Below are 19,856 nucleotides of genomic sequence, written 5' to 3'. Positions count from 1 at the left end.
CGGGCTGCTTGCCGTTCCAAAACAGAGCCACCATAAGGGGGCGCAGGAAAATTTTCAATTAACCCCTGGTCTGGGAGACGCCGAATTGACCTATGAAGAGCTCGTACCCGTGATCCGCCGGCTGGCGATCGAAGCCGGCAACAAGATCATGGAGATCTACAATTCGGATGATTTCGATGTGAAGGTGAAATCGGACGACAGCCCCGTCACCGCCGCAGATGAGGCCGCGGATGCTCTGATCTCTGCAGGTCTTCGCGCGGCGTTCCCGGACATGATGCTGGTCACCGAAGAGCAGAGCGCCTCGCACAAGGAACGCGGTGACACCTTCCTGATCGTCGACCCGCTGGATGGCACCAAGGAATTCATTCACCGCCGCGGCGATTTCACCGTGAACATCGCGCTGGTGGAAAAAGGCGTGCCGACCCGCGGCGTTGTCTATGCCCCGGCCAAGGAGCGCATGTTCTTCACTCTCGCTGATGGCTCTTCGGTAGAGGAAACCGGTGCCTTTGACCCTGAGACTGTTGGAGCCACATCTCCGATCCGCGTTGCCTCCAGCGACAATGCGGCGCTGATGGTGGTGGCCTCGAAATCGCACCGGGATCAGGCGACCGACGACTACATCAACAAGTACAGCGTCAAGGACATGAAGAGCGCGGGCTCTTCGCTTAAGTTCTGCCTCGTGGCCACCGGCGAAGCGGATCTTTACCCCCGCGTGGGCCGCACCATGGAGTGGGATACAGCGGCCGGCCACGCGGTCCTGTCGGGTGCAGGTGGCAAAGTGGTGCGTTTCGACGATCATTCCCCCCTTGTTTACGGCAAAGAGGGCTATGCGAACCCGTTTTTCATCGCTTACGCTCCGGGCGTTGAATTGAAAGAGGCCTGATGTCTGTCCTGATCGTCATCCCCGCGCGCTACGCGTCGACACGCTATCCGGGCAAGCCGCTTGTGGAATTGACCGGAGCCACCGGTGAAAAGCAGACCCTGATCGAACGATCCTGGCGGGCGGCCTGTGCTGTCGATGGGGTCGACCGGGTCGTTGTTGCGACGGATGACGACAGGATTCGCAGCGCGGCAGAAGGTTTTGGCGCCGAGGTCATGATGACCTCGGAACGCTGCGCCAACGGCACTGAGCGCTGCGCCGAGGCCCATGCGGCGCTGGGCGGCGGTTACGAGGTCGTCGTGAACCTTCAGGGGGATGCGCCGCTGACGCCGCATTGGTTCATCGAGGATTTGGTCAAAGCTCTGCGCGCAGCCCCGGGCATGGGGTTGGCGACGCCGGTGCTGCGCTGTGATGGTGCAACGCTCAACAGTCTTTTGGCAGATCGGCGCGCGGGCCGCGTCGGTGGCACCACTGCGGTCTTCGCTGCAGACCACAGCGCGCTCTATTTCTCCAAAGAAGTGCTGCCTTTTTGTGCAAATGCCTATAAGGATGGCGAAAATACGCCAGTTTTCCACCATGTGGGCGTCTACGCCTACCGTCCCGACGCACTTGCCGCCTATCCTGATTGGCAGACAGGGCCGCTGGAAACCTTGGAAGGGCTGGAGCAGCTTCGTTTTCTTGAAAACGGTCGCAAGGTTCTGTGTGTCGAAGTGACTGCGCGGGGGCGCGAATTCTGGGAGCTGAACAATCCGGAAGATGTGCCCAGGATAGAGGAGATGATGTCCCGTATGGGGGCGGCCTAACCAAAGTGAGGCCAACGGCAGGTCTCTGAATAGGGGCAAAACATGGCCCAATGTCATCAAAAACCCTTTTTTTGGTGTTTTTGTATAGGGTGAAACGGACAGGGATTGCGCAACAGGTGAAGTGCGTGACCCTGTGGGGCCGGAACCAGTGAGGGCTGTAGGCCCCCGAAAATAATTGAGAGAACACCATGCGTAAAAAAGTGACGAAGGCGATTTTCCCTGTGGCGGGTCTGGGTACACGCTTTTTGCCTGCGACCAAATCGGTTCCCAAGGAAATTATGACGCTGGTGGATCGCCCCCTGGTGCAATATGCCATCGACGAGGCTCGCGAGGCGGGGATCAAGGAATTCATCTTCGTGACCTCGCGCGGTAAGGGGGCATTGGAAGACTATTTTGACCAAGCCCCGATATTGGAGCAGGAGCTGCGCAAGAAAGGTAAGGATGCGCTGCTCGAAACTCTGAAGCACACCAATATGGAAAGCGGCGCCATCGCCTATATCCGCCAGCATCAGGCCCTGGGTCTGGGCCATGCAGTCTGGTGCGCGCGGCGCCTGATCGCCAACGAACCCTTCGCGGTGATCCTGCCCGACGATGTGATCGCGGCGGAAACTCCCTGTCTCAAGCAGATGGTCGAGGCCTATTCCGAAACCGGCGGTAACATGGTTGCGGCGATGGAAGTCGCACCGGAAAAGGCTGGTGCCTATGGTGTTCTGGACGTGAAGAACGACATGGGATCCGTGGTCGAGGCCCGTGGCATGGTCGAAAAACCGGCTATGGGTGAGGCGCCCTCCAATCTGGCGGTGATTGGCCGTTACATTCTGGAGCCCTCGGTGCTGCGCAATCTCAACAAGATGAAGCAGGGGGCGGGTGGCGAGATTCAGCTGACCGACGCCATTGCCCAGGACATCGAAAAAGATGTGCCTGTTTATGGCTATCGCTTCCGCGGCCAGCGCTTTGATTGCGGTTCCAAGGCAGGTTTCCTGCAGGCCACTGTCGCCTTTGCCCTGGGGCGTGAGGAATTGCGGGATGAGCTGCTGCAGTATATCACCGAAATCGCTCAGGTCGGACAGGCTGCCGAGTAGGAAACTCTGGCCAGCCTCTGGTTTTGAGACCGGGTAATACAGGATCGAATTAGGGGTATACGGACAGTGGCAAATGTTCTGGTGACCGGCGGTGCCGGCTATATTGGCTCGCATGCATGTAAGGCGCTGAAGGCGGCGGGGTTTACACCCGTCACTTATGACAATCTGGTCACCGGTTGGCAGGACGCGGTCAAATTCGGCCCGTTTGAAAAGGGCGACCTTGCGGATCGTGCTCGTCTCGACGAGGTCTTCGCCACCTATCAGCCGGTCGCGGTGATGCATTTTGCGGCCCTTAGTCAAGTCGGGGAGGCGATGAGCCAGCCAGGCCGCTACTGGGCCAATAACACAGGTGGATCTTTGAACCTGATCGAAGCCGCGGTTGCTGCCGGGTGCCTTGATTTCGTGTTCTCCTCGACCTGTGCCACCTATGGCGAACATGACAACGTGGTGCTGGACGAGAACACGCCGCAGCTGCCGCTCAACGCCTATGGCGCCAGCAAACGCGCGGTCGAGGATATCCTGAAGGATTTCGGTGCCGCCTATGGGCTGCGTTCGGTGATTTTCCGCTATTTCAACGTGGCTGGCGCCGATCCCGAGGCTGAAGTCGGCGAATTCCACCGTCCCGAAACCCATCTGGTCCCGCTGGTGCTGGATGCGATCGACGGCAAACGCGATGCGCTGACCATTTTTGGCACCGATTACGACACCCCCGATGGAACCTGCATCCGCGACTATGTGCATGTCTGCGATCTGGTGGATGCCCATGTTCTGGGCCTTCAGTGGCTGAAGGATGGCAAGGGCAGCCAGATCTTCAACCTCGGTACCGGCAGCGGGTTTTCGGTGCGCGAGGTCATGGACAAGGCTGAAGAGGTCACCGGCAGCAAGGTACCTTGCGCCGTGGGGCCGCGTCGGGCGGGCGATTGCACCAAACTGGTGTCGGGATCGACCCGGGCGATGACAGATCTGGGCTGGAACCCACAGCGTTCCAGTCTTGAGATGATGATCACTGATGCCTGGAAATGGCATCAGACGGGCAATTACGAGGCCTGAGCATGGAGCCGCTCCGCCCCGCCGCCGAGATGCCGGATATCGGCTGGCGTGCGGCCTACCGGATGCGGTGGAAACGGCGGCGGCTTTTGTGGCGCTCCTGGCGCTCTCGTCACCAGCTGAGCCTGTTGCGCGATCAGACCGCGGCAATCGGGGCAGAGGACATTCTGGCCTTTGTTGTGCTGCGCAACGAGGCGACGCGGCTGCCGTATTTCCTGGACTATTACCGGCGCCTCGGCGTCGGGCACTTCCTGATCATCGACAACGGCAGTGATGATGGCAGCGCAGAGATGCTGCGGCAGCAATCCGATGTCTCGCTCTGGCAGACGTCCGCGGGCTACAAGGCCTCCCGCTTCGGGCTGGACTGGCTGACCTTCCTGCTGATGACCTATGGCAGGGATCACTGGTGCCTGACGGTGGATGCGGATGAACTGCTGACCTATGGCGGCATTGCCACCCATGATCTGCGCGCGCTGACCGAACTGCTGGACCGCAGCGGGCAGGTCGGGTTTGGCGCCATGATGCTGGATCTTTATCCGCGCGGGCCGCTGAATCAGGTCAGCTACAGGCCGGGTCAGAACCCGCTGGAGGTTTTGCAGTGGTTCGATGCGGTGCCTTACCGTGCGGTCCGGCAGCACCCGATGGGAAACCTGTGGCTGCAGGGCGGCGCGCGGGAGCGGGTGTTCTTTGCCGGGGAGCCACATCGCTCTCCGACGTTGAACAAGATCCCGCTGATCCGCTGGAACCGCCGCTACGCCTATGTGAATTCGACTCATGCGGCGCTGCCGCCGGCGCTGAACGCCCTATACGACGGGCCGGGCGGGCCGCAGCCGTCGGGCGTGCTGCTGCACACAAAATTCCTGCCCGAAATTGTCGCAAAATCGGCAACAGAAAAGCAGCGAAAACAGCACTTCCATACGCCCGAGGATTTCGATCCTTATTACGATCACCTGACCTCGGCCCCGGACCTGTGGTTTGAGAACGCTTTGAAATACACAGGGCCAGAGCAACTGGCCGATCTGGGGTTGATGCGGGCGCCCGAGTGGTAGGGTGTGAACTACCCGAGTTCGGTGGTGCGGGTAGCCCCCGTAACTGTTTCTAAATTCGTTGTTAATAGACTTGGCGCGTGACATATTGCGCGCAGGCAGTCGCGCGCCGGGGCCTACCCGCGCGGAGCGTTCAGGGTCGGAAACAGACGGATATGGAGTAGCCGTGGGTCTTTGGGATTCTTACCGTATGCGTGTACGGCGCAGGTACAGGCTGGCCCGGGCCTTGCGTAAATCCCGTGAACTCAAGACCATTCAGGACAACACCGGCCAGATCCGGCCGGATGATATCCTGCTGGTTTCCACGATGCGGAACGAGAAGATCCGCCTGCCCTACTTTCTCGACTATTACCGCGATCTGGGAGTCGATCACTTTCTCCTTGTCGATAACGGATCGCAGGACGGCACCCGCGACTATCTGCAAGGCATGCCGGATGTGTCCCTCTGGTACAGCGACGCGAGCTATCGGCGGGCAAACTACGGTGTGGACTGGATGAATGCGCTCAAGCGCCGCTATGCCCATGGGCATTGGGTGCTGGTGGTCGATCCGGATGAGCTGTTCATCTATCCGTTCTGCGACACGCGCCCGATCCGTGCGCTGACCGACTGGCTGGACAATTCCGCAATCCGAAGTTTTGCCGCCATGCTGATCGATGTTTATCCCAAGGGGCAGGTCACCGACGCGGCTTATCAGCCCGGGCAGGATCCCTTGGAAATCGCCAGCTGGTTCGACAGCGGCAATTACACGATCAGCCCGAACCCAACCTATGGCAACCTGTGGATCCAGGGCGGTCCCCGCGCCCGCATGTTCTTTGCCGACCGGCCAAAGAAGGCACCGGCGCTGAACAAGATACCACTGGTCAAATGGGATCGAAAATACGCTTATGTTAGCTCGACCCACGCACTTCTGCCACGCGGGCTGAACCGGGTTTATGAAACCAATGGGGGCGAAAAGACCAGCGGGGCGCTGCTCCATACCAAGTTTCTGGACACCTTTGGTGACAAGGCCCGCGAAGAGATGACGCGCAGCCAGCACTATGCGCAATCGGCCGAGTACAAGGCCTATGCCGCATCCCTGGCCGAGCAACCGGACCTGTGGTGCAAATGGAGCGAGAAATACATCAACTGGCGCCAGCTTGAGATTCTGGGTCTCATGTCCAAGGGCAACTGGGCATGAGCAGTGCAGGCCAGACCAGCAAGGAAGAGGCCACCAAGGGCACGGTCGGCATCGTCATGCTGGTGCATACGGCGCTGGAGCGGGCCGAGCAGGTGGCGCGCCACTGGGCGGCGGCGGGTTGCCCGGTGGTGATCCATGTGGACCGTAAGTTGCCGCAGACCACGTTCAAAACCTTCCGCGACGGGCTGTCGGATGAGCAGCTGATCCGGTTTTCGCCGCGCCACACCTGCGAATGGGGCACCTGGGGCATCGTTGCCGCCTCGCAATCGGCAGCGGAGATGATGTTGCGGTCCTGTCCCGGTGTGCGCCACGTCTACCTGTCGTCAGGCTCATGCCTGCCGCTCAGACCGGTGCAGGAACTTGTCGATTATCTGGCCGCCCGCCCGCAGACCGATTTCATCGAAAGCGCCACCACCGCCGATGTGCCATGGATCGTGGGCGGTCTGGATGTGGAACGTTTCACCCTGCGCTTTCCCTTTTCCTGGAAAAAGCAGCGCGCGCTATTCGATGGTTATGTCAATCTGCAGCGCAGGCTAGGGATCAAGCGGCGCATTCCCCCCGGTCTGGTGCCCCACATGGGCAGCCAATGGTGGTGCCTGACCCGCCGCACACTGTCGGCGATTCTTGAGGACCCGGACCGGCCAATCCATGATCGCTATTTCAAGAAGGTCTGGATCCCCGACGAAAGCTATTTCCAGACCCTTGCGCGGCAGCACTCGGCGCAGATCGAAAGCCGGTCGCTGACCCTGTCGAAGTTCGATTTCGAGGGTAAGCCGCATATCTTTTATGATGATCACCTGCAGTTGTTGCGCCGGTCCGATTGCTTTGTCGCCCGCAAGATCTGGCCACGGGCGCAGCGGCTTTATGATGCCTTCCTGACCGATCCGGCAGGGGCGATGAAACGGACGGAACCCAACCCAGGCAAGATCGACCGGGTCTTCTCCAAGGCGGTGGAGCGGCGCACCCGCGGGCGGCCGGGTCTTTACATGCAAAGCCGCTTCCCAAGCAAATGGTCGGTGAGCAATGTGACCGCCAATCCCTATTCGGTGTTCCAGGGCTTTGCTGAGCTCTTCGTCGATTTTGAAAGCTGGCTGAACCGGACCACGGGCAGCCGGGTGCATGGCCATCTGTTTGCGCCGGATAGGGCCGAATTCGCCGATGGCGACAGCATGATCAATGGCGCACTCAGCGATACGGCAAAATTGCGCGACTATAATCCCGAAAGCTTCCTCACCAATCTGATCTGGAACACTCGGGGGCAACGGCAGAGTTTTCAGTTCGGCCCGCAGGACAATCAGAAAATCGCTGCCTTTATCGCGGCGGATCCCAATGCGCATGTGTCGGTGATCAGCGGCGCCTGGGCGGTGCCCTTGTTCCGCTCGACGCAGAGTTTTTCCGAATTGCGGCGCATCGCGGCGCGCCTGCAGCGGATCGAGGCCGCGCATCTGCATCTGCTGCGTGATCAGCATACCAAGGCCCGCGTCCGCATCTGGACCATGGCGGAATTTGTCGAGGCACCGATGGAGCCCCTGCAGGCCATTCTGGACGATCTGGGGGCGCAGGCCCCGCGCCATCTGAACGAGGCGCCGACGATGGCGGATCTGGAGGGCTTTGGACAGTTTCTGCAGAACCTCAAGAACCAGGGCATGCACCCCTATTTGATGGGGGATTTCCCGGTGGAACAAGGACCGGTGAGCATGCCAAAGTCCCCCCGAAAACCGTATTTGGTGCGATAGGTTCTGATGACCAACCACTTTGATTACTTCGTTGTTTTTGCTGAAATGCGCACGGGCTCCAATTTTTTGGAGTCCAACCTCAACGCGCTAGAAGGGGTGATCTGCCACGGAGAGGCCTTCAATCCCCATTTCATCGGCTACCCGAACCGCACCGAAATCCTGGGCCTGACGCAGGAGATGCGCGAAGCGGACCCTGGCAAGCTGATCGACCGGATCCGGTCGCAGCCCGATGCCTTTGGCGGCTTTCGGTATTTCCACGATCACGATCTGCGGGTTCTGGACATTGCGCTGGAGGATCCTCGCTGCGCCAAGATCATCCTGACCCGCAACCCGCTGGACAGCTACGTCTCGCGCAAGATCGCTGCGGCCACCGGTCAGTGGAAGCTGACCAATATCAAGCGCCGCAAAGAAGCGCAGGCGGAGTTCGATGCGACGGAGTTTTCCCGCCATGTCGAGGATCTTCAGGCATTTCAGATCACGTTGATGAACCGGCTTCAGTCCTCAGGCCAGACCGCGTTCTATGTGGATTATGAAGACCTGCAGAATCTGGATGTGATGAACGGTCTGGCGCAATGGTTGGGCGTCAACTCCCGGTTGGAGGCACTGGATGACAAGCTGAAGCGGCAGAACCCGGCGCCGACCCTGTCCAAGGTGGCCAACCCGGATGAGATGACGGCAGCACTTGCGGCAATGGATTGGTTCAACCTGTCGCGCACGCCTAATTTCGAACCGCGCCGTGGTCCGGCGGTGCGCGGCTATCTGGCCGCCGCCAAGACGCCGCTCCTTTACATGCCGATGCGGGGTGGGCCCGAGGAAGCCGTGGCGGAATGGCTGGCAGCGCTGGATGGTGTGACTTCGGAGGATCTGATCTCCGGGATGAACCAGAAAGAACTCCGCCAGTGGAAAACTCAGAACAAGGGCTTTCGCAGCTTTACCGTTCTGCGTCACCCGGCCGAGCGAATTCACCAGGTGTTCTGTCACCGCATTCTGCAAAAGGGACCGGGCAGCTATGGCGCCATTCGTGAGACCCTGCGCCGTCAATTCAAGGTGCCGCTGCCCAAGGATGGCCCGGATGGGGATTATTCCCGCGCAGATCACCGCGCTGCCTTTGAAGGGTTCCTGAGCTTTGTCAAAGCCAACCTTGCCGGACAGACCTCGATCCGGGTCGATGCCGAATGGTCCAGCCAGTCACAGGCCTTGTCGGGCTTTGCCGAACTTGGCCCGCCCGACCTGATCCTGCGCGAAGAGGAGTTGGCGACTGAACTTCCCGCGCTGGCCAAAAGGTTTGCAGCCTCCGCGCCCGCCTATGCGCCGTCACAGCCGAGATCGCAGCCCTATACGCTGAGCGATATTCATGATGCAGCGCTGGAGGAGATGATCACAGCGCTCTATCAGCGGGATTATATGATGCTGGGGTTCGATGCCTGGAGGCCGCACCGCTGACGAGTGTCTGCCCTGAACAAGGGCAGTTTCCCCATAGACTGTTCAATGCCGCTCTCAGGCAGCCTGAACCGGCTGGTTTTCGGTGAGAATGGTGAACAGCGTCGCCGGATCGTTATTGGCGCGCAGTTTGGTGCAGAAATTCTGCTCCCGCAGGGTGCGGGAGACCAGAGCCAGCGCTTTTAGGTGTTCAACGCCTGCGTCCTCGGGTGCGAAAAGCGCAAAGGCGATATCGACGGGTTGCCGGTCGACAGCCGCGAAATCCAGGGGTTTTTCCAGTGTCACGAAGACGCCGCAGACCTCGGAGAGGCCATCAAGACGGGCGTGGGGCAGGGCAACACCGTGTCCTACCCCTGTCGGGCCCAGGCTTTCCCGATCAAGCAGAGCTTCAACCGTGGGTTGCGGATTGAGACCATAGGCGAGATGCCCGACCTCGGCGATCTCCTGAAACAGCCGCTTCTTGCTTGAGGCTGCACCAATCACGCGGACGGCGTCCGGTTTGAGGATCTTGGAAATCTGCATCTCGGTCATTTGCTCCGCTCGACCACCTTATCCGGTGGGCCGCTGGGCTACTGCTTAAGGATCGATCCAACCGATGTTGCCATCATCCCTGCGGTAAACCACATTCAATCCGTCTTTGCCTTCGTTGCGGAAAACCAGAACGGGCGCCCCGGCCAGTTCCATCTGCATCACTGCTTCGCCAACGGACAGGGACGGGATCTTGGTTTCCATCTCGGCCACGATGATCGGCTGCAGCGAGTCGGGTTCGGTCCCGGTCTCCGCTTCATCAGAGGCGAGGATATAAGAGCTGGCGCCCAAATGTTCAACCGGTTCGCTGCGGTCGCGGTGATGGTCCTTCAGGCGGCGTTTGTAGCGGCGCAGCTGTTTTTCCATCTTGTTGCAGCAGCCTTCGAAAGACGCATAGATTTCAGTGGCATGAGCCTTGGCCTGAGCGGTCAGACCGGTGGACAGGTGAACGGTGGCCTCGCAGACGTATTCATGCGCCGAACGGGAAAAGACCACGGTGGCGTCTGTCGGGCGCTCTGCGTATTTCGCGACAGCCGTTCCCAGTTCATCCTTAACGTGGGACTGCAACGCTTCGCCGATGTCGATCTGTTGACCGCTGATTTTGTAACGCATGTGATCTCCTTCACAATAATACCACCCGCAACACCGCCGGGGCCAAGCCCGGCAGACTATCGTCAGCTGCGGATGAGGGGATTAGGCAAATACGCCGGAAGCAACCATGCGGACCCTGTTGCCAAGGCCAGCTTGCGGACTGCATCGGACTGCACATTTGCCATACTTCAATTCCATGACAACTGACGAAAAGAGTCAATGGAGAAGCGATGCAGATGGTGAAGGAATAGGAAACCGGCAGGAACAGGCCGAGGCCCGAAAGGTACGGTTCGGTTCAGGAAATACGGAAATTGTCGCCCAGATAAACGCGGCGCACGTTTTCGTTCTCGACCACCTCTTCGGGGCTGCCGGACATCAGAACCTGACCGTCATGCAGGATATAGGCGCGATCAACGATTTCGAGGGTTTCGCGCACGTTGTGATCGGTTATTAGCACCCCGATGCCGCGTTTCTTCAGATCGGCGACCAGATGGCGGATATCGCCAACCGAAATCGGGTCGACCCCGGCAAAGGGTTCATCCAGCAGCAGGTATTTCGGATCCGCCGCCAGGCAGCGGGCGATTTCCACCCGGCGCCGTTCACCGCCCGACAGGGCCAGCGCAGGGGCGCGGCGCAGGTGTTCGATAGAGAAATCCGACAGCAGCTCTTCCAGCCGTTCGCGCCGCTTGTGGTCGTGTTTGACGGCAATATCCAGCACGGCCGAGATATTGTCCTCGACCGACAGGCCCCGGAAAATGGACATTTCCTGCGGCAGGTAACCAATGCCAAGCCGCGCGCGGCGGTACATCGGCAGGTTGGTGACGTTCTGCCCGTCGATGGTGACGGTGCCCGCCTCGGGAAAGACAAGGCCGGCGATGGCGTAGAAACTGGTGGTCTTGCCGGACCCGTTCGGCCCCAGAAGGGCGACAACCTCGCCCCGGTCCAGACGCATGGTCACGTCACGAATCACAACCTTCTTGCGATAGCTTTTGCGCAGGTGTTCGATCCTGAGGCCGGACGAGCCTTCGGTGACCTTCAGTTCGGGTTTTGTCGCCATCAGTTGCCGCCATCCGGGTTGAGGATGGTTTTGACCCGTCCGGCCATGCTCGCGGTGCCGGTGGTCAGGTTCACCTCAAGCCGGTTCGAGGTCAGCGTGCTGGCTCCCTGATTGAGCAGGACATTTCCGGTCATCACAATGGTGCCGCTGTCGATGGTGTATTCCGCCTTCTCGGCCTCTGCGGCGTCCGGGCCGCTGACCAGCAGCACATCGCCGGTTGCCTCAAGCTGGTCGATGCCACGTTTGCCGGTCTCATCGGTCTTGTAGATCACCAGAACCCGGTTCGCAGACAGTCGCATCACCCCCTGGATGATCAGCACATTGCCAGTGAATTCGGCCGAGCCATCGGCCTGGTTGACCGCCAGCGCATCGGCTGTGACCTCGACAGGCTCCTTGGGGTCGGCCTTAACCTCGCCAAAGGCAATCACGTCCGTCTGGGCCATCGCAACCGGTGCAACCGATGCAAGGGTGCAAGACAGGCAAATCAGCAAGGTGGGCAATCTGAACACGGGCTATCTTTCTTTAGTATTGGGATCGTATACCAGCTTGACTCTGTTTTTGAATACCATTTGCACCGGTCCGCCTTCGGTTTTTGCCGTCACCAGCATCTGCCCCGCAGTCAGAACGCCAAGGGCGCCCGTGGCATGAACCGGTCCAGGACTTTCTGCGCGCACCCCGTCCAGCGCGGTTTCCAGTAATTCGGTCTCAACCGTCATACCATCCGCAGATGTCAGTTTGACGTTGCCGCTGAACCGCGCGAGACCTTGATCGGGATGCACCGCGCCGCTGTCAGAGACCAACGTCATCCGGCCGCCCTCGGCCATGCGGATTTCGGCCTGCAGATTGGTGGCCGTGGCGCCGCCGCTGTCACTGTTGGGTTGAGCAACCGAGGCCATCACCATGATCTCATCGCCCTGCGCGGTGGTGCCGGAAAAGAAGGGGCGGGTAACTTGCTGCCCGCGCATGCGTTCCTCGATCTCCTTTTGCGCAAAGGGGATGACCGCCTCGGTGTCGACACCGCGTGAAATCAGGAACAGCGTCGACAGCAGCGCCAGCGCTGCCAGCGGCAGCAGCACCTTGAGATAGGCGACTGTGCGCGAATAGCGGTCCATCCGGTGTCCCCTTTCTCTTTTTGGCGTTGCGGTTCAGCCGAGGCCCGCGCGCAGGCAATCGTGGATGTGGATCAGGCCCAGTGCCTGCGGGCCCTGGGTAGCATCAACCACAAACAGGCAGGTGATCTTGCGGGCATTCATCACCGCAAGCGCCTCTTCGGCGAGGGCGTCGGGGCCGATGGTCGTCGGCGAGGAGGTCATGACATCGGCAGCGGTCTGGCTCAGCAGCCCGTCCATGTGGCGGCGCAGGTCGCCGTCGGTGATGATGCCGGTCAGGGCGTTCTCAGCACCGGTGACACCGGCCACGCCAAATCCCTTCTGGCTGATTTCCAGCAGCGCCTCGGACATCGGGCTGGTTTCAGCGACCAGTGGCAGGGCGTCTCCGCCGTGCATCAGGTCGCGGACCTTGGACAGGCGCGCACCGAGTTTGCCGCCGGGGTGGAAATCGCGGAAGTTCTCGGGGCGGAAATCGCGGTGCTTCATAATGGCAATGGCGAGCGCATCGCCCATGGCCAGCGTCAGCGTGGTCGAAATCGACGGCACGATCCCGTATCCGCAGGCCTCGCCCAGGGCCGGGATTTCCAGCTGCACGTCGGCTTGGGTCATCAGGGTGCTTTCCGGCCTGCTGGAGAGGCCGATCAGCGGAATGTCAAAGCGGCGGGTAAAGACCAGAAGATTGGCCAGCTCCGGCGCTTCGCCCGAGTTGGAGATGGCCAGAACCACATCGCCCTTGGACAGCATGCCAAGGTCGCCGTGGCTGGCCTCGGCCGGATGCACAAAATGGGCAGGTGTGCCGGTGCTGGCCAATGTGGCTGCGATCTTGCGACCGATATGGCCGGATTTGCCGATACCGCTGACGATCACACGCCCTTCGGCCTTCAGGATCAGGCGCACCGCATCGGCGAACCGCTCGTCAAAACCGGCAGCCAGCGCATCCAGTGCGCGGGCTTCGTCGGTCACGACCTGACGCGCCGTGGCGAGGAAGTGCTCCGACCCGCTCATGAGTGCGCAAAGATATCGGTTTCGGGCCAGCCCGCCAGATCAAGGCGCGCGCGCATCGGCAGGAAGTCGAAACAGGCCTGCGCCATGTCGGTGCGGCCTTCACGGGCAAGACGTTTGTCCAGCTCTTCACGCAGGCGGTGCAGGTACAAAACGTCCGAAGCGGCATAGTCCAGCTGCGCTTCGGTCAGGGTTTCGGCACCCCAGTCACTCATCTGCTGCTGTTTCGAAATATCGACACCGATCAGCTCCTGACACAGGTTCCGCAGCCCATGGCGGTCGGTATAGGTGCGGATCAGGCGGCTTGCGATCTTGGTGCAGTAAACCGGTGCTGCCAGCGCGCCGAATGCGTGGTACATGGCGGCGATGTCAAAACGCCCGAAGTGGAACAGCTTCAGCACATTGGGATCTTCCAGCATACGGCACAGGTTCGGTGCTTCGCTCTGGTCCTTCTCAATCTGAACGATATGAGAGTTGCCGTCACCGCCGGACATCTGGATCACGCACAGCCGGTCGCGGTGGGGGTTGAGCCCCATGGTTTCACAATCGATTGCAACAACCGGGCCAAGGTCAAGCCCGTCCGGCAGGTCGTTTTTGTAAAGATGATTGGCCAATGGAGCGGTCCTTTGTCTGGGCAGGGCGCGCGGCCCGCCTTTCTGCCGAAATAGGGGCTAAAGCCTCTGAACTCAACTGTAGCCCAGCCCCGCCCTTGGTGTCGGGCAGCACTGGACGATATTTCTGCTAACATGGGGTTTAAGGCAGGTCAGCCAAATAGGAAACCTGCCAAAGCATTCGGTCCGGCAGTCTTTATCCGGCTCTCATGCGGCTGAAACTCATCGAGATATGAGCCTGTTGCAGCATCGCGGCAGCCTGAAGGTCGCCAGCCTCCAGCGCCGCGGTGACGGTGCTGATCTCGCCATCGAAGATGCGCATTTCATCGCATAGGTCGATGACGGAATCGATCACCGAGGTCAGCCAGATCCGCGAGGTCTGGTAATACAGCCGTTCGGCTGTGGTGCGCAGCGGCATATTGCCGGTCAGTTTCAGCGTGGCGAGGAAGAAATCGGTGATCAGCCGGGCAAATTCGCGCGGGGCCGGGTCCTGCAGCAGCGATTGTGAGCGATCCGACAGGGCGCGGAACTCGGCCATCAGCGCGTCGCTGGGCGGCAGGGGCATGATGTGGCCCATCATGCCGGCCAGTTCCATCCTGAGCTGGTAGGTTTGCGCCAGTTCCTCAAGGTTTACATCGGTGACGAAGGTGCCTACGCCGTGTACCGATTGCACCAGCCCTTCGTCTTCGAGCCGGGCAAGAACCCGGCGCAGCGGGGTGCGGCTGACGCCGAATTCCTCGGCCAGTTCGGTTTCCGACAGGCGGGTTCCGGGCGCATAGTCCAGCAGACAGATACGATCCCGGATTTCCCGGTGCATCAGTTCGAACCGGTCACGGGCGCTATAGTCGGCATTGTCGAGATCCAGCGCCGTGTTGGGCGAGGATGAGGTCATTGGAGGCCTCCCTTGGTTGGGTGCCTGTGTACCTGTCCCCGCCCGTCGGCGCAAATATCTGTTCAGACCAGTTTGGCAGAGAGCCCTTCGAGCAGCCCGAGGCATTGCGACAGCTGGTCGAGCGAGACGTATTCGTCGGGTTTATGCGCCTGTTCGATCGATCCCGGTCCGCAGACGGCGACATTCATGCCAAGCCCTTGAAAGATTCCGGCCTCGGTGCCGAATGCCACCAGATCGGCGCCATTTGCCCCGGTCAGCTCCTGCAGGATCTCGCGGGCCTCGTTGTCGGTCACTGGCTCCAAACCGTCGACCTCTCCGATCACTTCGGTGACGATACCAGCCTCGGGGAACACCGCCTGCATCTGCGGGATCAGGGAGTGAGTACATAGCCGGTGCAGGTCTTCTTTGACGAAGTCGGCATCGGATTTCTGCACCGGGCGCATTTCCCAGTCGACCCGCGCTTTGCCGGGGATCACGTTATGGGCGTGGCCGCTGACCAGCGCGCCGGTGTTGATGGTGGTCCAGGGCGGTTCGAACCGGCTGCCTTCGGGGGCGCGGGCACGCAGGGCGTCCTTCAGCTCCAGCAGGCGGGCGACGTAGCGCGCCGCGTATTCCGCAGCATTGACCCCCAGATCCGGCCCGGATCCGTGCCCTTCGAGCCCGGTGAAATGGGTCGAATATTCATAGCAGCCTTTGTGGCCTTCGATGATGCGCATCATCGTAGGCTCTCCGACGATGCAGACCGAGGGGCGTATCTCCCGTTCTTTCAGCGACTTGGCCAGAGCCTGCGCGCCAAAGCAGCCGACCTCTTCGTCATAGGTGAAGGCGAAGTGGATCGGTCGGGTCGGGTTCAGCGCCGCGTAATGCGGCGCCATCGCTGTTGCCGCGGCGATGAATCCCTTCATGTCGCAGGTGCCACGCCCGAACAGCTTGCCGTCGCGCTCCACCATCTGGAAGGGGTCGCTGGACCAGTCCTGATCGGTCACCGGCACCACGTCCGAATGGCCCGAGAGAACGATGCCACCATCGGTATCAGGACCGATGGTGGCGAAAAGATTGGCCTTGCTGCCGGTGTCGTCGGTCCACAGATGAACCTGTGCGCCTGCGCTATCCAGCCGGTCCGCCAATAGCGACATCAATGTCAGGTTGCTGCTCGCGGACACGGTCGGTTGCGCGATGAGTTCTCCCAACAAATCCGTCGTTCGGGGCAGGAAGGTCATTCAGAACCTCGTCTTTCACAAAGATTTTGCGCTCCACATCGCAGAGAGCTTCGGCAGGTCCGTTCTCGCGTATCAGGATCGTCTCGGTGGTCTCAAGCCCCCAGCTGTCCATCCAGAGTGCAGGCATGAAGTGGAAGGTCATCCCCGGCATCAGCACGGTTTCGTCGGTGTCCCGCAGCGAAATGGTCCGCTCACCCCAGTCCGGCGGGTAGCTGAGGCCGATCGGGTAGCCGCAGCGTCCGTTGCGGTCGATTCCGGCCTTTTTCAGGGCGCCATTCAGGGCATTGGCAATGTCGCAGGCGCGGTTGCCGGCCTTTGCAGCCTCGATCCCGGCCTCGATCCCTTCGTTCAGCGCGGAAGAAGCGTCCAGCATCTCCTGCGGCGGTTGGCCCAGGTGCACGGTACGGCACAGCGGCGCGTGGTAACGGCGGTAGCAGCCAGAGAGTTCAAAGAAAGTTGCCTCGCCGGTCTGCATCTCGCGCCCGTCCCAGGTCATATGCGCGGCGGTGGCATCCAGGCCCGAGGGCGTCAGCGGCACGATGGCCGGGTAATCACCCCAGTCTTCGCCAACCCCGTAGGTGCCGGCTTGCAGCAGGTCGCCGACCAGCTCGTTCTTGCGCAGACCGGGGCGCGCGCGTTCGATGGCCAGATTGACGATGTTTTCGGTGATGCGGGCGGCCCGGCGAATGAACATCAGCTCTTCGTCGGATTTCACGGCACGCTGCCAGTTCACCAGCGCGGTGGCGTCATGCAGGCTGGCGTTGGGCAGGTTCTTTTGCAGGACAGCGTGGGCCTTGGCGGAGTAATAGTAGTTTTCCATTTCCACGCCGACGCGGGCCTTGCCATATCCGAGCCGGGTCAGATGCGCGGCCAGATCTTCCATGGGGTGGCAGGTGGTCGACTGGATATAGCGGTCGTCGTAGCCGATGACGCTGCGCTCTTCCATCCAGACGGTGCGCAGGGCGCCAAAGGCATCCATCGTGCGGCCCCACCAGATCGGATCACCGTTCAGCCCCAGGATGACACCCTGGTGGACATAGAAGGACCAGCCGTCATAGCCGGTCAGCCAGGCCTGATTGGACGGGTCCGTGACGAAGAGAACGTCGATCCCGGCGGCCTCCATGGCTTTACGGGTCTTGGCGATGCGGCGGGCGTATTCGCCCTCAGTAAACGGAGCAAGTTCCAGTGGCATGGGGACCTCTGTTCAAAGGAGGGGTGTCGGAAATAGGGACTGTAATCTTTGTAGATGAGTACATCCTCCGATTCCGATCTATTCGCGGCAAAGGATTTGCTCAAAACGACACGCATAATCGGCATTTACGACGTCGTGAGCGGCAGGTTGCGTGATTGTTGTGCACAACCGGCGAATCTTTGGACAATTTTGGTCCAGAGTAGAACCTACGCCGGTATCGCGGTCACCTGTGTTCTCTCCGGCACGGCAGGTGGCGCAGTGTTCACAGATTCGCGGGGCGCTTTTCCAGTGATCACACCCGTGATACAGCCCTGACGCATGATACGTCTTGATGACCGGGATATCGCCATTCTCCGCGTGCTGACGCAGGAGGGGCGCATTACCAAAGCGGCCCTGGCCGAACGCATCGGCCTGTCTCCGACGCCGTGCTGGGATCGGCTGCGCAAGCTGGAAAAGGCCGGGCTGATCGAAGGCTATGGCGCCCGCATCAACCTGCGCAAACTGGCACCGCATATAACGGTGTTTGTGGCGGTGGAAATTGCCGATCACACGGCAGCCCGGTTTCAGGCGTTTGAGCTGGCGATCCAGCGCTATGACGAGGTCACCGCCTGCTGGGCGCTGGGCGGCGGCTTCGATTACCTGATGCAGATCGTCACCCATGACATCGATGCTTATCAGCGGCTGATCGATTCGATGCTGGATGCCCGCATCGGCCTGTCGCGCTATTTCACCTATATCGTGACCAAACCGGTCAAAGGTCCGGGCGGTCCGCCGCTGGATATTTTGCTGGGAGGGGGGCGCAGCAGCTGAATCTTCTCCGTCATGGGGGAACTTTGGCTACTGTTTCTGGATCGGGCAGAGGAATGTCCTCCTGAACTTCAGGAGGATTTGCCATGGCCGACACCGCCCTTTCTGCCCGCAGCGATATCGCGGACAAAACGCTAGTCCGTTCATTTTCTTATGTGAATGGCCGGTGGCAGACGGCTGAAGACGGCAATACCTTTGCCGTGAAGGACCCCGGAACCGGAAATGTGGTTGGCCATGTCGCGAGCCTTTCGGCAGAAGAATCCTCTGCTGCGGTCGATGCCGCGCAGAATGCTTTCGCCGCTTGGGCGGGGCTTTTGCCGCAGGAACGTTCGGCCATCCTGCGCCGGTGGTATCAGCTGCAGCTGGATCATAAGGAGGATCTGGCCCGGATCATGGTGCTGGAACAGGGTAAACCCCTGTCCGAGGCGATGGGCGAAATCGACTACGGCGCGGGTTTTGTGGAGTTCTACGCCGAAGAGGCCAAGCGTCCGAACATCGAAGGCGTTACCAGCCACCTGCCCGATGCCGAGGTCGAGCTGTGGCGCGAGCCGGTTGGCGTGGTGGCGCTGATCACGCCGTGGAACTTCCCATCCGCGATGCTGACCCGCAAGGCAGCAGCGGCGCTGGCGGCGGGCTGCACCGTCGTGGCGCACCCTTCGGCGGAAACCCCGTTCAGCGCCCTGGCGCTGGCCGAATTGGCCGAACGCGCGGGCGTGCCTGCCGGGGTGTTCAACGTCGTCACCGGCGATGCGCCCACCGTGGTCAAACCCTGGACCGAAGATACCCGCGTGCGGGCGCTGTCCTTCACCGGCTCTACCGAAGTGGGCAAGCTGTTGTACCGGCAAAGCGCCGATACGGTAAAGCGGCTGGTGATGGAGCTGGGCGGCCACGCACCGGTGATCGTCTTCGAGGATGCCGATCTTGATCAGGCGGTCGAAGAGACCATGAAGGCGAAGTTCGCGACCTCGGGTCAGGATTGCCTCGGCGCCAACCGGATCTTCGTGCAGCGCAGCGTCTACCCGGAGTTTTGCAAACGGCTGACGGCGGCGACCAAGAAACTGACCGTTGGTCTAGGCATGGACGACCCGGACATCGGGCCGCTGATGCACGACCGAGTCGTGGCCAAGCAGGAAGAACATGTGCGCGACGCGATTGAGAAGGGCGCCAAACTGGCCTGCGGCGGCGAACGCCACGCCATGGGACCGCTGTTCTATCAGCCGACCGTGCTGACCAACGTGCCGCAGGATGCCAAGATCATGCACGAGGAAACCTTTGGTCCGGTGGCGCCGGTGGCCCCCTTTGACAGCGAAGAGGAAATCACCCAGCGTGCCAATGACACCGAATACGGGCTGGTGGCCTATGTGCATACGCAGGATCCGCGCCGTATCTACCGGCTGTCGCGGGCGCTGCAATTTGGCATGGTGGCCGTGAACCGGACCAAGGTGACCGGTGCGCCGATCCCCTTTGGCGGCGCCAAGCAATCCGGTCTGGGTCGCGAAGGTGCGCGTCTGGGCATGGAAGAATTCACCGAGGTCAAATACGTCTGCCGCGACTGGGCGTGACGGGCTCCTTGCCGGGCAATTGAATATCAAACGATCACACCCGGGCCGTGCGGGCACCGGGAAACGCAGAAGGA

At 60.8% G+C, this 19,856-nt stretch carries 20 protein-coding genes; 10 read left to right on the top strand and 10 right to left on the bottom strand.

Annotated elements, in window-relative coordinates; all coding sequences use genetic code 11:
• Window positions 1-85 precede the first annotated feature (85 nt).
• The 8 genes from cysQ to AC5SSZ_RS21240 all read left to right on the top strand — a co-directional run bounded on the left by cysQ (window position 86) and on the right by AC5SSZ_RS21240 (window position 9,214).
• A complete protein-coding gene (gene cysQ / locus AC5SSZ_RS21275; protein ID WP_274831707.1) occupies window positions 86-883 on the top strand; it encodes a 3'(2'),5'-bisphosphate nucleotidase CysQ in 798 nt (265 codons plus the stop codon).
• Window positions 883-1,683, top strand: a complete 801-nt coding sequence (locus tag AC5SSZ_RS21270) for a 3-deoxy-manno-octulosonate cytidylyltransferase (protein WP_495439930.1) — start codon at window positions 883-885, stop codon at window positions 1,681-1,683. Before cysQ ends, AC5SSZ_RS21270 begins: the two co-directional genes overlap by 1 nt.
• Before the next feature lie 188 nt (window positions 1,684-1,871).
• Complete coding sequence (gene galU, locus AC5SSZ_RS21265) at window positions 1,872-2,765, top strand: UTP--glucose-1-phosphate uridylyltransferase GalU (protein ID WP_274836072.1); 894 nt, start codon at window positions 1,872-1,874, stop codon at window positions 2,763-2,765.
• A 66-nt stretch (window positions 2,766-2,831) separates the two neighbouring features.
• Window positions 2,832-3,815 (top strand): UDP-glucose 4-epimerase GalE, encoded by a 984-nt coding sequence (galE, locus tag AC5SSZ_RS21260; protein ID WP_495439928.1) that lies wholly within the window; start codon window positions 2,832-2,834, stop codon window positions 3,813-3,815.
• A 2-nt stretch (window positions 3,816-3,817) separates the two neighbouring features.
• Window positions 3,818-4,861, top strand: a complete 1,044-nt coding sequence (locus AC5SSZ_RS21255) for a glycosyltransferase family 2 protein (RefSeq protein ID WP_368948560.1) — start codon at window positions 3,818-3,820, stop codon at window positions 4,859-4,861.
• Between the two features lie 187 nt (window positions 4,862-5,048).
• Window positions 5,049-6,035 carry a glycosyltransferase family 2 protein gene (locus AC5SSZ_RS21250; protein WP_495439925.1) on the top strand — a complete coding sequence of 329 codons (987 nt, stop codon included), beginning with the start codon at window positions 5,049-5,051 and terminating at the stop codon, window positions 6,033-6,035.
• Window positions 6,032-7,771 carry a DUF5927 domain-containing protein gene (locus AC5SSZ_RS21245; protein ID WP_495439923.1) on the top strand — a complete coding sequence of 580 codons (1,740 nt, stop codon included), beginning with the start codon at window positions 6,032-6,034 and terminating at the stop codon, window positions 7,769-7,771. The genes AC5SSZ_RS21250 and AC5SSZ_RS21245 overlap by 4 nt, the downstream gene beginning before the upstream one ends.
• 6 nt (window positions 7,772-7,777) lie before the next feature.
• Window positions 7,778-9,214, top strand: a complete 1,437-nt coding sequence (locus tag AC5SSZ_RS21240) for a sulfotransferase family 2 domain-containing protein (RefSeq protein ID WP_495439921.1) — start codon at window positions 7,778-7,780, stop codon at window positions 9,212-9,214.
• 54 nt (window positions 9,215-9,268) lie between these two features.
• On the opposite strand, the gene AC5SSZ_RS21235 is transcribed toward AC5SSZ_RS21240, so the two are convergent.
• From AC5SSZ_RS21235 to AC5SSZ_RS21190, 10 genes are all read right to left on the bottom strand, one after another.
• Entirely contained in the window at window positions 9,269-9,733 is a 465-nt protein-coding gene (locus tag AC5SSZ_RS21235; protein ID WP_065272101.1) for a PTS sugar transporter subunit IIA, read from the bottom strand.
• Between the two features lie 54 nt (window positions 9,734-9,787).
• Window positions 9,788-10,351, bottom strand: a complete 564-nt coding sequence (gene hpf, locus AC5SSZ_RS21230) for a ribosome hibernation-promoting factor, HPF/YfiA family (protein WP_065272102.1) — start codon at window positions 10,349-10,351, stop codon at window positions 9,788-9,790.
• 274 nt (window positions 10,352-10,625) lie between these two features.
• Window positions 10,626-11,387, bottom strand: a complete 762-nt coding sequence (gene lptB, locus AC5SSZ_RS21225) for an LPS export ABC transporter ATP-binding protein (RefSeq protein ID WP_065272103.1) — start codon at window positions 11,385-11,387, stop codon at window positions 10,626-10,628.
• A complete protein-coding gene (locus AC5SSZ_RS21220) occupies window positions 11,387-11,830 on the bottom strand; it encodes an LptA/OstA family protein (RefSeq protein WP_082996065.1) in 444 nt (147 codons plus the stop codon). Before AC5SSZ_RS21220 ends, lptB begins: the two co-directional genes overlap by 1 nt.
• Window positions 11,831-11,899: 69 nt before the next feature.
• Window positions 11,900-12,499, bottom strand: coding sequence for an LPS export ABC transporter periplasmic protein LptC (gene lptC / locus AC5SSZ_RS21215; RefSeq protein WP_065272105.1), 600 nt, complete (start codon window positions 12,497-12,499; stop codon window positions 11,900-11,902).
• Window positions 12,500-12,532: 33 nt separating this feature from the next.
• Window positions 12,533-13,501, bottom strand: coding sequence for a KpsF/GutQ family sugar-phosphate isomerase (locus AC5SSZ_RS21210; RefSeq protein WP_274829361.1), 969 nt, complete (start codon window positions 13,499-13,501; stop codon window positions 12,533-12,535).
• The gene (locus tag AC5SSZ_RS21205; RefSeq protein WP_495439918.1) at window positions 13,498-14,112 is read right to left on the bottom strand and encodes a ribonuclease D; all 615 of its coding nucleotides are present in this window, start codon (window positions 14,110-14,112) and stop codon (window positions 13,498-13,500) included. Before AC5SSZ_RS21205 ends, AC5SSZ_RS21210 begins: the two co-directional genes overlap by 4 nt.
• Before the next feature lie 193 nt (window positions 14,113-14,305).
• Complete coding sequence (locus AC5SSZ_RS21200; protein WP_274829363.1) at window positions 14,306-15,001, bottom strand: GntR family transcriptional regulator; 696 nt, start codon at window positions 14,999-15,001, stop codon at window positions 14,306-14,308.
• A 62-nt stretch (window positions 15,002-15,063) separates the two neighbouring features.
• Window positions 15,064-16,221, bottom strand: a complete 1,158-nt coding sequence (gene argE, locus AC5SSZ_RS21195) for an acetylornithine deacetylase (RefSeq protein ID WP_065272109.1) — start codon at window positions 16,219-16,221, stop codon at window positions 15,064-15,066.
• Entirely contained in the window at window positions 16,109-17,413 is a 1,305-nt protein-coding gene (locus AC5SSZ_RS21190) for a M24 family metallopeptidase (protein ID WP_347509898.1), read from the bottom strand. The genes argE and AC5SSZ_RS21190 overlap by 113 nt, the downstream gene beginning before the upstream one ends.
• Before the next feature lie 321 nt (window positions 17,414-17,734).
• Here AC5SSZ_RS21190 and AC5SSZ_RS21185 point away from each other — a divergent pair, with 321 nt between their 5' ends.
• On the top strand, window positions 17,735-18,223 hold the full coding sequence (locus tag AC5SSZ_RS21185) for an Lrp/AsnC family transcriptional regulator (protein ID WP_347509902.1): 489 nt from the start codon (window positions 17,735-17,737) through the stop codon (window positions 18,221-18,223).
• A gap of 83 nt (window positions 18,224-18,306) precedes the next feature.
• The gene (locus AC5SSZ_RS21180) at window positions 18,307-19,782 is read left to right on the top strand and encodes an NAD-dependent succinate-semialdehyde dehydrogenase (RefSeq protein WP_274829366.1); all 1,476 of its coding nucleotides are present in this window, start codon (window positions 18,307-18,309) and stop codon (window positions 19,780-19,782) included.
• Window positions 19,783-19,856: the final 74 nt, after the last annotated feature.

The sequence above is a fragment of the Phaeobacter sp. CC-HEC084 genome, from assembly GCF_059429255.1.
Note: the sequence above shows the minus strand (reverse complement) of the source record. Positions and strands in the feature narration are given on the sequence as shown.